This is a genomic window from Bacteroides sp. 3_1_13 (assembly GCF_001185845.1).
GTDB lineage: Bacteria > Bacteroidota > Bacteroidia > Bacteroidales > Bacteroidaceae > Bacteroides > Bacteroides xylanisolvens.
The window spans coordinates 1-13,630 of the sequence record NZ_KQ236960.1 but is presented as its reverse complement, the minus strand read 5'-3'; the positions used below and the strand labels follow the sequence as shown (position 1 = coordinate 13,630).

Genomic DNA, 13,630 nt, shown 5'->3' with positions numbered 1-13,630 from the left:
AATGCTTACGCAGATATTTTTCAGACTGATTTTGGATAACGCCTACAACTTATGGGTATGATACTGCGTATTGTCTCAAGTCGCATTGTGGGGTAAGGGGATGTTGTAGGCAGAAGTGGGTGTTTCTGCCTCAATTTATCTGATAATTCAGTAATGAGAGGACGTGTACACGCAAGAAGGACGTTGAAGGGCTTAGTTGCGGATTTGAGGCAGGTAAGAAAATACAAAGAATTAACAGCAACCGAGAAACTGAAATACCGTATCGCAGTGAAAATGACGGCAGCCGACTACTTCCGCCTGCTGACACGATCGCATGAGGCGGGCGTATCACCAAGCGAGTACATGAGGGAATGTTTCCGTAACGGTCATGTGAAAGAACGGCTGTCGGAGGAACATGCCGGATACATCCGCCAACTCTGCGGCATGGCTAACAATCTCAACCAGCTTGCGCGTAAGGCAAACGCCGGAGGCTTCCACGATGAACGGTGGGACTGCAAGGTGGCAGTGGCAAGGATTCATGAACTTATAACCAAGATAGGGATATGATGGCGAAAATCGTAAAAGGAAGCGACTTCAAGGGTGCGGTGGATTACATCATCGACAAGAAGAAGGATACGCAGATAGTAGCAAGCGAAGGCTTGTTTATGGAAAATCTGGAAACTATCGCCATGAGTTTCAATGCCCAGTCACGGATGAACGATAAGGTGACAAAACCTGTCGGACATATCGCGTTGAGTTTTTCCAAAGAGGATGAGTTACGGCTGACGAACCGTATCATGGCAGGCATCGCGCTTGAATATATGGAACGGATGGGAATCAAGAATACGCAGTTCTTCATCGCCCAGCATTTCGACAAGGAGCATCCGCACGTGCATATTGCTTTCAACCGCATAGACAACAACGGCAATACCATATCGGACAGGCACGAGCGTCTGCGCAGTACCCGCATCTGCAAGGAATTGACCTTGAAATACGGCTTGCATATGGCTGGCGGAAAGGACAATGTCAAACGCAACCGCCTGAAAGAGCCAGACAGGACGAAATATGCGCTTTACGACATCATCAAAATGGAAGTCGGCAGATGCGGCAACTGGAACGTGCTTATCGCCAACCTGAAACGGCAGGGAGTGGAAGTACATTTCAAGCATAAGGGGCAGACCAGCGAGGTGCAGGGTGTTGTATTCTCCATGAATGGCTACCATTTCAACGGCTCCAAAGTGGACAGGCGTTTCAGTTATTCCAAGATTGACGCGGCTTTGCAGCACAACAGATGCAGGGAACGTATGGGAATAACAGCCGGAATATATGAAACGGCTACACCAAGCGCACCGTCCGGCACGGCACAAAGCGAGTTGTTCAACGGCTCTTGGGGATTGCTAAAAAGCAGTGGCTCATCTTATAACACTGCTGATGCGGAAGCCAATCAGGAAATGGTGGATATACTTCGCAGAAGGAAGAAAGTTAAGCGCAAGAGAGGTGTTGGGTTCTAATATTCTGTACTAATCCAATTCTCACGACACTTGCGCTCTATATTCATTCGGAGTGTAACCTACCTCTTTCTTGAACAGTCGGGTAAAATGTTGCGGGTACTGAAAACCGAGATTATAGGCGATTTCATTAACGGTGTCGTCTGTAGATGCAAGTTCCGTCTTGGCTATTTCAATAGACTTGTCATGAATGAAATGCAGGGCGGTTGAACCTGTTTCTTTTTTCAATAAATCACTGAAATAGTTGGGCGAGAGGCAGAGCTTGTCTGCACAATACTGTACAGTGGGCAAGCCTATCCGTTTAGCAGCCCCATCATGGAAGTATTCGTCAAGCAACCGCTCAAATCTTGCGAGGATGTCTCGGTTTTGGTTGTCGCGTGTGATGAACTGACGGTCATAGAAACGTGTGCAGTAATCAAGGAACGTCTTGATGCTGTCTGTGATGAGGTTCTTGCTGTGACGGTGTATCGGATGGTTCAATTCATATTGAATCTTGTGGAAGCAATCCATGATGATTTGCCGTTCTTCCACACTAAGGTGCAATGCCTCGTTTGTCTCGTAGGAAAAGAACGAATATTCACGCATTATCCGCCCGAGAGGTGTATTCCGCAGCAGGTCGGGATGGAACATAAGCAGGTAGCCATCTGGTTGGAACTGCATGCCGTCATCTTCCGCACCGAACACCTGTCCGGGCGCGATAAATATCAGTGTGCATAATTATTCCTAAGTCTGTGAAACCGGAACGCATGAAGCAGAATCTCGACATATTAGACTTCACCCTGTCGGCCGACGACATGGCACGGATAAAGACGCTGGATACCGACAAGCCTTTCTTACTCGGCTCGCACGAAGATCCAGAAATCGTAAAATGGTTCATGCAGTACAAAAACGCCTGAACATCAACAACCATATTTCGATAGCCGCTATCGACTATATTAAGAAGTTATTCGTATATGCCTTTATTGTAATCCGTCATGTACTGAGTAAATGTTTTGCCTGTTTGCTGTTTGAAGAAGCGCATGAGATGGCTCGGATCAGAGAAATTGAAATCATCCGCCATTTCACTGACAGTGCGGTTGGAGAATAGCAATTCGTTCTTCAGTTCCTCAAGCAGACGTTGTTTTATCAAATGGGTAGCTGATACTCCGAATTGGGCTTTTACTGAGTTATTGAGTGTGATGCGACTGACATGAAGCATGTCTGCATATTCCTGCACCCGCTGGTGGGTGCGGATATTCTGTTCCAACAAGTCCTTGAACCGAAAAGCGAAATTGTTTTTAGCAATTTCAGCGGGCAAGCAATAGGCGGCAGCGTATGTACGATTGATAATCAGCAAAAGATAATATAGTAAGGAAACAATGATATTGTACGTATCGGACACTGGATTCATCAGCTCATACTTAATCTTTCCGAGCAGCCGCATATATTCCTTCATTTCGTCATGTGTGGCATTGATGTAAGGCGGCGTATCTGTCTGGTAACAATACAAAAGGCGAAAAACGAAGAACTTGTCGGCGATAAAAGTACGCATGAAATCTTCGCGGAATATAAGGAACGTGTAATCCAACGCCGTCTCATCTACATGCCACTCTTGTTGCTGATGGGGTGAAAGCAGGAGAACCATGCCGTCGCGCAGTTCAATCTTGCGGAAGTTCAGTAGCAAATATCCGTTTGCCTTACGGAAAAAGTAGAAGCTGAAGAAGTCTGTCTTAAACCGCTTGTTTTCTGTCAGCACAAGTCCGATGTCCTTGTTTATGGCAGTATTGATGTAAAAATCCACGCCGCAGCGTGTCTTGTTGAACGGTACGCTGACCAGTCGATCAGGGTTGATTATCTCGTCCATATCCTTGTCGTTTTTGCAAAGATAATAATTTCATTTATCAAAATGGCATAATTACCGTTTTTTCAGGCATAGATGTTTCGCCGGATTCTTCCGAACTTTGCACCCGTAATCAATAACAAGACATATAGTCATGAAAAAGACATCTACAGTACAATTGGTGCGCAATGCCACCTTGAAAATCAGGTATGCGGGACACACCATGCTAATTGACCCCGTTTTAGCCGACAAAGGCACTTTGATATCGGCCCTCGGTGTGAATAAAACACCGAGGGTACACCTCACCATTCCTATTCAGGATATTATCGGAGGCGTGGACATGGTGCTCCTGACCCACAATCACATCGACCATTACGAGCCGAGTGTCCCCACACATTTGCCCAAAGAAATTCCTTTCTACGTTCAGCCCCAGGACGCGGACGCCATCAGAAACGACGGATTTACAAATGTGATACCCATCGAAGAAATAAAAACAATAGACGGCATATCCATTTACCGCACGACCGGACATCATGGTTTCGGGCAGATCGGGCAGATGATGGGACCTGTATCAGGTTATGTGCTAAAAGCCGAGGGCTTCCCGACCGTTTATATAATGGGTGACTGCCGATGGGAAGCATGTATCCGAGACACCGTGGAACGGTTCAATCCTGACTATATCGTGGTAAACTCCGGAGGTGCAATCTTTCCCGAATTTTCCAAAACGGACGGTCCTATCATCCCCGACGAGAACGAAGTGATGCAGATACTTGACGAATTGCCTTCGCATATCAAGCTGATAGCCGTACACATGGATGCCATCGACCATTGCCAGACCACCCGTGCAATTCTGCGCAATGAGGCAACGCATCACGAAGCCGACATGAGCCGGCTGATTATCCCGGAGGACGGAGAAACAGTTGTGTTATGAGTGTCTGCATTAAATCCCTGATAAAAAACATGAACATAGTGGTAGGGTGCACTATAGGATGCCCTTACTGCTATGCCCGTAACAACTGCCGCCGTTTCCACATTACCGACGACTTTTCCGTGCCTGAATACATGGAACGAAAACTGCGCATCATCGATACGTCCCGTCCTCATGTGTGGCTCATGACAGGAATGAGCGATTTCTCCGATTGGAAGCCTGAATGGAACGCAGAAATTTTCGAGCGGATCAGCAGCAATCCCCAGCACGCCTATATCTTTCTGACGAAGCGCCCTGACAAAATCAGTTTCTCCTCTGACGACGAGAACGTATGGATGGGCGTGACCGTTACGCGCAGTTCCGAGAAAAGGAGGATTGATGATTTGAAAAAGAATATCAAAGCACGACACTACCATGTCACGTTTGAACCTCTCTTCGATGATATCGGCGAGATTGATTTCGAGGGAATTGACTGGATTGTCATAGGCACAGAGACCGGAAACCGAAAAGGAAAGTCATATTCGCGCCCCGAATGGGTGCTTAGCATTGCAGAACAGGCAAAGGCTCATGGCATACCGGTGTTCATGAAAGAGGATTTGCTGCCGATTATGGGCGACGAAAGAATGATTCAGGAATTGCCGGAACAATTTACCAGACGAATACAATGAATATGGATACAATAAAGGAAATAGATGTAAAGAGTGTAATGACCAAATCCTCTCTGCCGGTGGGAGGATATTCGGTCAACCCTTATGTAGGGTGTCCCCACGCCTGCAGGTATTGCTACGCATCGTTCATGAAACGGTTCACCGGGCACACCGAGCCGTGGGGTACGTTTTTAGATGTAAAAAACTGGAAGCCGATAACGAATCCTCATAAATACGACGGTGAACGTGTTGTAATAGGGTCTGTGACGGACGGTTACAATCCGTATGAAGAAGAATTCCACCGTACCCGAAGGCTGCTCGAAGAGCTGCGAGGAAGCGATGCCGAGATTATGATATGCACAAAGTCCGATCTTGTCCTTCGCGATCTCGACCTGTTGAAGAGTTTTCCCAAAGTGACTGTGTCATGGTCTGTCAATACGCTCGACGAGCAGTTCTGCGCAGATATGGACAACGCCGTAAGCATTGAACGCCGTCTGAAAGCGATGCGTCAGACATACGAGGCAGGTATCCGCACCGTATGCTTCGTCTCGCCCATATTCCCCAGAATAACAGACGTAAAGGCAATAATAGAGGAGGTAAAAGATTATGCTGATTTAATCTGGCTTGAAAACCTGAATTTACGCGGGCAGTTCAAAGGCGGGATAATGACGTATATCCGTGAGAAGTATCCTGACCTCATACCGCTTTACGAGGAAATTTACAATAAAAAAAGGCTTGAATACTGGCAGGCATTGGAGCAGGACATTTCAAATTACGCCAAGGAGCAGGGCTTCCCGTATCGTATAAACGATCTGCCATACGGACGCTCGGAAAAAGGCAAACCTGTCATCGTAAACTACTTCTACCACGAAAAAATACGATTGACAAAATGAGGCTATGCCGGACTGATGCAGAAAAGTTGTAGCGCGGATAAAAGCACCATGTATGTGGATAATATCCGGCAATCTTCCGAGCGTATGCGGGAGATGCTCAACACGCTGCTGGATTTCTTCCGTCTGGACAACGGCAAGGAGCAACCCAACCTTTCCCCTTGCAGGATTTCCGCAATCACGCATATTCTTGAAACGGAGTTCATGCCCATTGCCATGAACAAGGGGCTGACTTTGATAGTGGAGAGCCACACCGATGCGGTGGTTTTGACCGACAAGGAACGTATCCTGCAAATCGGCAACAACTTGTTGTCAAACGCCATCAAGTTCACGGATAACGGTAGTGTATCATTGGCAGCGGATTATGATAACGGTTTGCTGAAACTTATCGTTGAAGATACCGGTACGGGCATGACCGAAGATGAGCAACAACGAGTATTCGGTGCATTTGAACGTCTTTCAAATGCCGCCGCAAAAGACGGCTTCGGATTAGGCTTCCTGCAACCAGCCGTTATCCAACAGCCGGGTTAAATGCGTCCTCCCTATCTCGGCCGTCCCTTGCAGGACGACACAGCGGTCTTTCTCCTGGAGCTTTCTTAATTCCTCCAGTGAAGCCGCCATTTTCTCCGCCATTGTTGCCATAACCGTTTTTATTTAGATTCTGATTATTTTCGTGCAAATACTCGTTTTTAGACACGTGTAAATACTCGTTTTTAATTATGTGCATTTACTCGTATTTGTTGCAAAAATACAATATTTGTTCCGATAATCAGCTACTAATGAAGTCTTTTTTTACTTGTTGTATCGTCGAAACGGCCTTTCCCGTGAGCTTCGCCACGTTCCGGATCGAGTAGCCTTTCTTTAACAAGGCGATCGCCTCCCGGTATTCCTCTTTCCTCTGTTCGGCCGTTTTCCGGCTTCCCGGCTTCCGTCCCAGCCTGCCCCCTTTCTGGATGTACAACTCCCGTCCGCTATTAAGGCGGTCGATGATCCCCTGGCGTTCGATCGCGGCCAGTTCCCCCAACAGGGTAGTGATCAGAGAGGACAAGGGGTTTACCGTCTTGTCCGGCCGTAACGTTTCCAGGTTCAGGTTTTGAATATACACGCATATTTTATGCGTGTGCAGCGTATCGAGTGACTTTAGGATCTCCAGGGTTGAACGCCCCAGGCGTGAGATCTCGGTCAGCAACAACATATCCACCCGGTTCTGCGGATCTGTGCAGTATTCCAGGCAACGGCTTAAAACCGGGCGTTCGATATTGGCCTTTCGTCCGCTTATCTTTTCCTCAAAGACCGCCGTCACCTCGTACCCCCGTCCGGCTGCGAACCTCTCCAGATCGACAACCTGCCGTTCGGTCGATTGCCTGGCCGACTGCGAGCTTACACGTGAATAAATAACCACATTCATCCCTTTTGCTTTTGTTCTTCCTTATCTATTGTTTTAATCACCTTATCCACCTCTTTCAAGGAGGCATTATTTCCGGATCTATCCAAAAAAGAAATTCGCTAATTAACCTATAATTACTATCTTTGCATTGTAATGCTTGGTAAAGCCTCTGTTATCAAAACACGTAACCAAGTCAAGGATATACCCGTTCATCAAGAACGGGTTTTTCTTTTGCGACAGCCCATTCATAAGACAAAGGATATTATAACAGGTCAGTAATCACAGCCGCCGGAATATCCAGCTTTGAGAAAGCGAACATCTTTTTCCCCAGATCCTTTAACGAGGCTCCGATATGGTACACGTCCGTTTCATCAACGATCAGGAAACGGTCGTGACTGTCCCGGTACGTCCTGATGTCGATAGGTGGGTACTGGCTGTTATGCCTGTCAAGATCAAGTTGGAGTTGCTGCGTGATACGCTGGGTGTAAATGGTGGCCGAGACACCGACGCTGCGTTTACTCAACATGAGCAAGACCGTTTCGTCCACATAGTTGTCGATAAGCACGATCGAACGCCTGGCCGACTTTACCAGATCGGTAGCGAACTTGTACGCATCGAAAATCTGGCCGTTATAAAAAATGCCTTCGACCGGGGGCAAGGCAGTACGCACAAAAAAATCTATCTTCTCGGTATGTTGAGCGACAGTCCTTTCAAGTTCTGACAAACGTTTATTAATGGAATACCCTTTTAAAAGATAGTCCTTTAAAACCTTATTCGCCCATTGCCTAAATAAAATACCTCTTTTACTATTGACACGAAACCCAATGGATATGATCGCATCCAAATTGTAATAAGTCAGATTGCGCATCACTTGCCGTTTGCCTTCCTGTCGAACTGTTCGGAAATCCCGAACAGTTGAACTTTCCTCTAATTCTTTCTGATCATATATGTTTTTTATATGCTCGCTTATATTTGCTTTGCTGGATTGAAAAAGATCCACAATTTGCGCCTGTGTCAGCCAAACGGTTTCATCTTCCAGCCTCACTTCCAACTTGACCGCTTCATCCGGCTGGTATAATATGATTTCTCCCTGTTCCATTACTTATTTACCTTTTCTTAATTCATCAAGCCTCTGCATCGCACCGCTGAACTTCTCACTAAACATCATATCATCGGGCAAAACAAACCAGGTGGGAATACCTCTCGACTGTGGATTACCTATACATTCATCTTGCCCGTTCTGTTTGCGGTAATCGTCCCATTCACTATAAGCGATGTTCCAACGAATACCTAATTTATAGGTATTTTCCCATTTAATAATAGCCAGTGAATAGGCCGGATCATCTTTGCCGTCATAAATCACTTCTACAACTTCAACCATCCCTTTAGGGGAATTTATAAACTTCGGATTTTTATACGAATAAGTGCTCATGTCTTTTATTTTTTATTTATAGCACACAAAGATACTCAAAAACAAATATATACATATATACATACGTATGATTAACGTATAAAAACATTTATGGTTATTCTAATCTTTGATTAATTCCGGTACAGAAACAAAACGTACCGAAAGGTGGAAACCGGATTTATTTCGGTACGCTTCCCCGATCGGCACAAAAAACACGCAAAAAACGAAAATACTACTTTTAGTATTTTAGTATATTAGTTTTTGACTATATTTGCGGACATGACAACCATTTAAAAAACTGAATTTATGAGCAAAGCAAAAGTAATCTCCGTATTGAATCACAAAGGGGGAGTAGGAAAGACTACAACCACGATCAACCTGGGCGGCGCGTTACGTCAAAAAGGGTACAAGGTTCTTTTGATCGACCTTGACGGACAAGCCAACCTGACTGAATCGCTGGGCTTCTCTGCGGAGCTTCCCCAAACGATCTACGGTGCGATGAAAGGCGAATACGACCTGCCGATCTACGAGCATAAGGACGGCCTTAGCGTCGTTCCCTCCTGCCTGGATCTCTCGGCCGTTGAAACGGAGTTAATCAACGAGGCCGGGCGGGAACTTATCTTAGCCCACCTTATCAAGGGCCAAAAGGAGAAATTCGATTATATCCTGATCGACTGTCCCCCCTCGCTGTCGCTGCTCACGCTTAACGCACTGACGGCCTCGGATCGGCTGATTATCCCGGTTCAGGCTCAATTCCTGGCAATGCGTGGAATGGCCAAACTTATGCAGGTCGTCCACAAGGTGCAGCAACGTTTGAACTCGGATCTTTCGATAGCCGGGGTTCTGATAACCCAGTACGACGGAAGAAAGAACCTGAACAAGAGCGTTTCGGAACTGGTACAGGAAACATTCCAGGGCAAAGTGTTCAGCACCCATATACGCAACTCCATTGCGCTGGCCGAAGCCCCGACACAAGGGCAGGATATTTTTCACTATGCCCCAAAATCTGCCGGGGCAGAGGACTACGAAAAGGTATGTAACGAACTGCTAACAGAAATAAAGTAACCATATGGCAAAGAAGAACGATTTAAAAAACAGTATGTCGGCCGGACTGACCGGGGGCTTAGACAGCCTGATCCAATCCACGGCCGGGCAAAAAGAGGCTCAAAAGCCGAAGAAAGCGAAAACCGTGCATTGTAATTTTGTCATGGACGAAACCTATCACCAGAACTTAAAGCTGATCGCGATCCGCAAAGGCGATTCGCTAAAATCGGTATTGCAAGAGGCTATATCTGACTACTTGGATAAAAACAGTTCCCTGCTATAACAGCGTATCGGGAATATACAGGGCAAACACGCCACAAAAGAAATTCTCCAGGAAAAAGGTACGCAAAAAGCAACCCTACACATAAATTACAGATGATAAAAGCAATAAAAAACCCGTTGGCAGGGTTAATCTTGCGTATGTTTAACCTGCCAACGGGTACGATATTAATAAACGTTTGGATTAAGGTTGGACGTTTACGTCTTTATCATCAACCCAGCCTGTTGTCTCTGCATCAAACCGGATCGGATTCAACACAGCCTCTCCCTGATCATTATAACCACCACCGAAAATCAATGTGTAGATATATCGCTTGCCCGGTTCCCATGTAGCTCCGAACGGAACATAAATTGTTCCGTAATTATCTGCTGAACCCAACAGATAAGCTCCGGACTGCTGGATTTTGCAGGCAATCTCCAGGTAACATTGCTTCGCATTATCGGCCTCCAACTTGCTTTTGTTGGGTGCGGAAACAGTCCAAGCAGTCAGCGTCTGTGGTATATTCAGCATAGGAGTATCTGTGGAAATATCGGTAGCTGTGGCATTACCATTGACCTCGATGTTTGCGTTTTGCACTACTCCAAATTTGGGTGCATTAACATCATTCACACTCCAACTTCCCATTTCTTCGGCTGTCGCAGGCAATGTGAAGACGCCGCTAAATTTGATGTTATGAATCTTGATCTCCTTGATATTCACCTGCATGTTATCGTATTCGGTCTTTGCTTTGAATACGACCTGTGACAGAATATGTTTGAAATTAAATTTCACTATTCCGTTGTTCATGTCTTTTTCCTGGCCTTTGGCTATGGCATACATCACGTCGTAGTTTGCATGACCCGTGTTGGCTCCATACTCATCGATGCAGGTATAACTTATCTTTTGGACAGTCCCGGAGGCTTCCCACATATAATTCATCATCATGTCTTCACTAACCGTTCCGGGATTGAACGCGTAAAAGTCCAAAGCCCCGGTAGGCCAATAACGAAGGTCGCTCGCATTTTTATAATCCCACTTACCATTATTGTACACGATATTCACTCCGTCATGTCCAAATTCCGTGTCTACCTTTCCCATGAAGGCAGTACCATCCCCCGTAAAAGCGAACACGTCGAAATCGGTGTTCTTCAAGTTGTCGGGGGTAGTAGGGGTAGCCCTCGTTTCCGCCGCATTACTTAACACGTTAAAACCAATCGCATTCCGTGAGGAGGTTTCCACATTCGCAATCTCCTCGTCTGAGCAACCCATCAACAATGTTCCAAAGATTGCCCCAAGCATTACTGTACTTTTTTTCATAAATAAAAATAAATCAAATTGATACATATAATTAATAAACTCATATTACAACACTATATCCATATTCACATCATCCCAATCATCAACGTCCACATCAAATCCCGCACCGTCACTTCCCGGCTCGGATGGCACCTCATAATCAAAATTCAACACCAGATGCACATCACCGACATGCCCCGCTACCGGGACATCATGCACTTGGCCGCTCACGTCCTGTTCCAATACAGACATGCTGCCGGAACGGTTCTTGAGATACAGCCGGAAAACATTGTGCTCTCCTTCAAGTGCGGAATGTCCAAACGTATAGAATCCGCCTATAATCTGATTCCGCGAAACCATTCCATCAAAGAGCAGGCTCTCCGAAAGACCGGCGGGCAAACTGTCGCCGGACATGTTAAGCGAGCCGGACATGCCGGAAAGAGCGGCCCGCAAATCCGCCACCCTATCCAGTCCCCGAAGACCGTTCACCTCATACGTGTAGTGACATACCATGTTTACGGGAGTTAGCCGTACTATCTCCGCGCTTCCTCCCGGAATGTCCTTGAGGATAACTCTGTCTATATGGTCGCCACACAGCCAGGGTGGGGTGACGGCCATTGTCCGGTTATCCGGCGACCGAACATCACGCGTATCGGCAGTAAAAAGCGTGTAACTGCCGTTTTCTTTCCAAACCATCCCGTCGGTATCGTAGTTGAAGCAAATTACCCGGTAATCATTCTCGGGGAGCTCCACTTCCCCATCCTCTCCTCCGGGGAAATCAAATATCCACGTGTTGCTTTCATCATCGGTCGGATAAAATACGACCCTCATGCCTTCAGGCTTGTCATGATTGGAAATCTTGGTCCAGTCGAATATTACCCGCACCGTGGCAAAGTGCGGATGATCGTAACATAAATCCTTATGCTCACAAGCCGTCAGTCCTATCCATAAAAATATGAACACCAGACTAAAGCGTATCCGTATCACTGCCTGCCTCCTTTCTTCCGGCTATAATTCCCCCGCCCGATCAACCACACCAAAGAGATACCCGCCTTGGTCGGGCCGAACCAGCGGCGGTTTTTAGTGGTCTGCCATACATAGTGACCGTCCAAAGGGATGTACTCCTTGTACGATCCTCCAAGGTAGCCGATTCCCAACGTGAAATCCACATTGAACCGATGTCCCACAGGTAACGAGTAGCCGTAAGCCACGCCTCCCCCGTAACTCCATTTATCCCCCAAGTAACCTTTCCCACCCAATTCGAAATCATAGGTGACGATCTGCCCGTACAATCCGACATGATGCCCGGAAAACGGTTTTTCCACCGCTCTCCGACCGAACCAGCGGCGCAACTCCACATCTCCCCCATAGATACGCCAATAATTATGCTTCCGATCACTTTTCCACCAGGCATACATCCAATTCCCGGCCACAGACCAGTTCTTCCCCAAACAGAACTCAACCCCGATGTCAGGTATCAAAACAGCGTCATAAAGCAAGTTTGTTTTCACCGCCATGCAAAACGGCCGTTTCTTTACCGGAGCTATGACGGTAACGGTATCACGGATGCACAACGTATCACGTGTATGTATATATACCGTATCTCTGACGGGATTTATCGGATCACTATCATAGCATATTTTCACCATCGACGAACGAAGTTTCGGAAAATGGAATTTATACAAATATGAGTATGGCCTCCCCCCTTTCAGTCTTTTCAGTTCTCCCCCCCAATAAGGGCTGTCCTGGTTTTCCAAACGTACGATCTTCTCCAACAAACGAAGGACATCCTCCCTCTCCGGAACATTCACATCCGCTCTCACCATCGTTATAAGTCCGTTCCAGTCGCTTCCCGAAAAATGAAAATCCCTCTCCAATACCGGAATCTTTATATAAGGTGATATATACCGCCACAAAACCTCTGCTCGTTTTTCAGACAGCCTTCCATTCAACAGCCCCCCTCCTTCCGGGGAAGCTCCTCCTATTATTTGAATTTTCCTGATAAGACGGACGGAGTCGTTCAATGCGGAACAGATTTTAGCAAACCGCTCCATCTCGTTCCCATTGTCAAGTAAACATGTATCTATATTTACCTTTCCTTGATGAAAATAGATCCTTACCGAATCACGCTTCTCCTGAGCGGATATTTCTCCGCTTATACTCAACACGAGCACGAACAATACACATTTAATATAAAAAAACATCTTTTCGTCATTTAATCATTTGTTAATATGACAATCCAAACCCAGGCTTTTACACCCCCTGAATTTCAACCGCTAAAGATATGCACTTATAAACCAACCTCCAAAGCAAAAAACAAGTATTTTAAACTTATAAATACTTAAAAAGACAACCACACAACAGCTACAACACTTACCACAGCAGCCAATCACGCTTACAGAACAATTAAAAACACTTAACATCATAAAGAAAAGCACTTAAACATACAAAAAAAAAAAAAA

General features: G+C 46.1%; 16 protein-coding genes and 1 pseudogene. 9 read left to right on the top strand and 8 right to left on the bottom strand.

Features of this window, described 5'->3' with window-relative positions; genetic code table 11:
* The first annotated feature begins 153 nt into the window (after positions 1 to 153).
* Complete coding sequence (locus HMPREF9009_RS24480; protein ID WP_005868789.1) at positions 154 to 546, top strand: MobC family plasmid mobilization relaxosome protein; 393 nt, start codon at positions 154 to 156, stop codon at positions 544 to 546.
* Positions 543 to 1,490: a relaxase/mobilization nuclease domain-containing protein gene (locus HMPREF9009_RS24475; protein ID WP_005868790.1), complete on the top strand. Its 948-nt coding sequence runs from the start codon at positions 543 to 545 to the stop codon at positions 1,488 to 1,490. Before HMPREF9009_RS24480 ends, HMPREF9009_RS24475 begins: the two co-directional genes overlap by 4 nt.
* 21 nt (positions 1,491 to 1,511) lie before the next feature.
* Here HMPREF9009_RS24475 and HMPREF9009_RS24470 read toward each other — a convergent pair whose 3' ends face one another.
* The gene (locus HMPREF9009_RS24470) at positions 1,512 to 2,171 is read right to left on the bottom strand and encodes a helix-turn-helix domain-containing protein (RefSeq protein WP_004329304.1); all 660 of its coding nucleotides are present in this window, start codon (positions 2,169 to 2,171) and stop codon (positions 1,512 to 1,514) included.
* A gap of 23 nt (positions 2,172 to 2,194) precedes the next feature.
* Here HMPREF9009_RS24470 and HMPREF9009_RS25880 point away from each other — a divergent pair, with 23 nt between their 5' ends.
* Complete coding sequence (locus HMPREF9009_RS25880) at positions 2,195 to 2,383, top strand: hypothetical protein (RefSeq protein ID WP_005775886.1); 189 nt, start codon at positions 2,195 to 2,197, stop codon at positions 2,381 to 2,383.
* A 47-nt stretch (positions 2,384 to 2,430) separates the two neighbouring features.
* Here the strand turns inward: HMPREF9009_RS25880 and HMPREF9009_RS24465 are convergent, their stop codons facing one another.
* Positions 2,431 to 3,330, bottom strand: coding sequence for a helix-turn-helix domain-containing protein (locus tag HMPREF9009_RS24465; RefSeq protein ID WP_004329302.1), 900 nt, complete (start codon positions 3,328 to 3,330; stop codon positions 2,431 to 2,433).
* A gap of 130 nt (positions 3,331 to 3,460) precedes the next feature.
* Between HMPREF9009_RS24465 and HMPREF9009_RS24460 the strand changes: the two genes are divergently transcribed.
* From HMPREF9009_RS24460 to HMPREF9009_RS24445, 4 genes and pseudogenes are all read left to right on the top strand, one after another.
* The gene (locus tag HMPREF9009_RS24460; RefSeq protein WP_004329300.1) at positions 3,461 to 4,237 is read left to right on the top strand and encodes an MBL fold metallo-hydrolase; all 777 of its coding nucleotides are present in this window, start codon (positions 3,461 to 3,463) and stop codon (positions 4,235 to 4,237) included.
* Entirely contained in the window at positions 4,234 to 4,902 is a 669-nt protein-coding gene (locus HMPREF9009_RS24455; protein WP_004329299.1) for a radical SAM mobile pair protein A, read from the top strand. The genes HMPREF9009_RS24460 and HMPREF9009_RS24455 overlap by 4 nt, the downstream gene beginning before the upstream one ends.
* Complete coding sequence (locus HMPREF9009_RS24450) at positions 4,899 to 5,774, top strand: radical SAM mobile pair protein B (RefSeq protein ID WP_004329298.1); 876 nt, start codon at positions 4,899 to 4,901, stop codon at positions 5,772 to 5,774. The genes HMPREF9009_RS24455 and HMPREF9009_RS24450 overlap by 4 nt, the downstream gene beginning before the upstream one ends.
* Positions 5,775 to 6,266 (top strand): annotated as a pseudogene (locus HMPREF9009_RS24445) (sensor histidine kinase); the annotation flags it as partial.
* 274 nt (positions 6,267 to 6,540) lie between these two features.
* Here the strand turns inward: HMPREF9009_RS24445 and HMPREF9009_RS24435 are convergent.
* The 3 genes from HMPREF9009_RS24435 to HMPREF9009_RS24425 form a co-directional block, all read right to left on the bottom strand.
* Positions 6,541 to 7,179, bottom strand: coding sequence for a recombinase family protein (locus HMPREF9009_RS24435; protein WP_007564634.1), 639 nt, complete (start codon positions 7,177 to 7,179; stop codon positions 6,541 to 6,543).
* A gap of 241 nt (positions 7,180 to 7,420) precedes the next feature.
* The gene (locus HMPREF9009_RS24430; RefSeq protein WP_007564633.1) at positions 7,421 to 8,257 is read right to left on the bottom strand and encodes a virulence RhuM family protein; all 837 of its coding nucleotides are present in this window, start codon (positions 8,255 to 8,257) and stop codon (positions 7,421 to 7,423) included.
* Positions 8,258 to 8,260: 3 nt separating this feature from the next.
* Positions 8,261 to 8,590, bottom strand: coding sequence for a hypothetical protein (locus HMPREF9009_RS24425; protein ID WP_007564632.1), 330 nt, complete (start codon positions 8,588 to 8,590; stop codon positions 8,261 to 8,263).
* A gap of 285 nt (positions 8,591 to 8,875) precedes the next feature.
* On the opposite strand from HMPREF9009_RS24425, the gene HMPREF9009_RS24420 reads away from it, so the two are divergent.
* On the top strand, positions 8,876 to 9,634 hold the full coding sequence (locus tag HMPREF9009_RS24420; RefSeq protein ID WP_007564630.1) for a ParA family protein: 759 nt from the start codon (positions 8,876 to 8,878) through the stop codon (positions 9,632 to 9,634).
* Between the two features lie 4 nt (positions 9,635 to 9,638).
* Positions 9,639 to 9,896 (top strand): hypothetical protein, encoded by a 258-nt coding sequence (locus HMPREF9009_RS24415; RefSeq protein WP_005648607.1) that lies wholly within the window; start codon positions 9,639 to 9,641, stop codon positions 9,894 to 9,896.
* 180 nt (positions 9,897 to 10,076) lie between these two features.
* Here HMPREF9009_RS24415 and HMPREF9009_RS24410 read toward each other — a convergent pair whose 3' ends face one another.
* From HMPREF9009_RS24410 to HMPREF9009_RS24400, 3 genes are read right to left on the bottom strand one after another with little or no spacing between them, the layout of a single operon-like run.
* Positions 10,077 to 11,189, bottom strand: coding sequence for a fimbrillin family protein (locus tag HMPREF9009_RS24410; RefSeq protein WP_117912521.1), 1,113 nt, complete (start codon positions 11,187 to 11,189; stop codon positions 10,077 to 10,079).
* Positions 11,190 to 11,234: 45 nt separating this feature from the next.
* Positions 11,235 to 12,155: a DUF5119 domain-containing protein gene (locus HMPREF9009_RS24405; RefSeq protein WP_049703627.1), complete on the bottom strand. Its 921-nt coding sequence runs from the start codon at positions 12,153 to 12,155 to the stop codon at positions 11,235 to 11,237.
* Positions 12,152 to 13,372: a DUF3575 domain-containing protein gene (locus tag HMPREF9009_RS24400; RefSeq protein ID WP_009276883.1), complete on the bottom strand. Its 1,221-nt coding sequence runs from the start codon at positions 13,370 to 13,372 to the stop codon at positions 12,152 to 12,154. Before HMPREF9009_RS24400 ends, HMPREF9009_RS24405 begins: the two co-directional genes overlap by 4 nt.
* Positions 13,373 to 13,630: the final 258 nt, after the last annotated feature.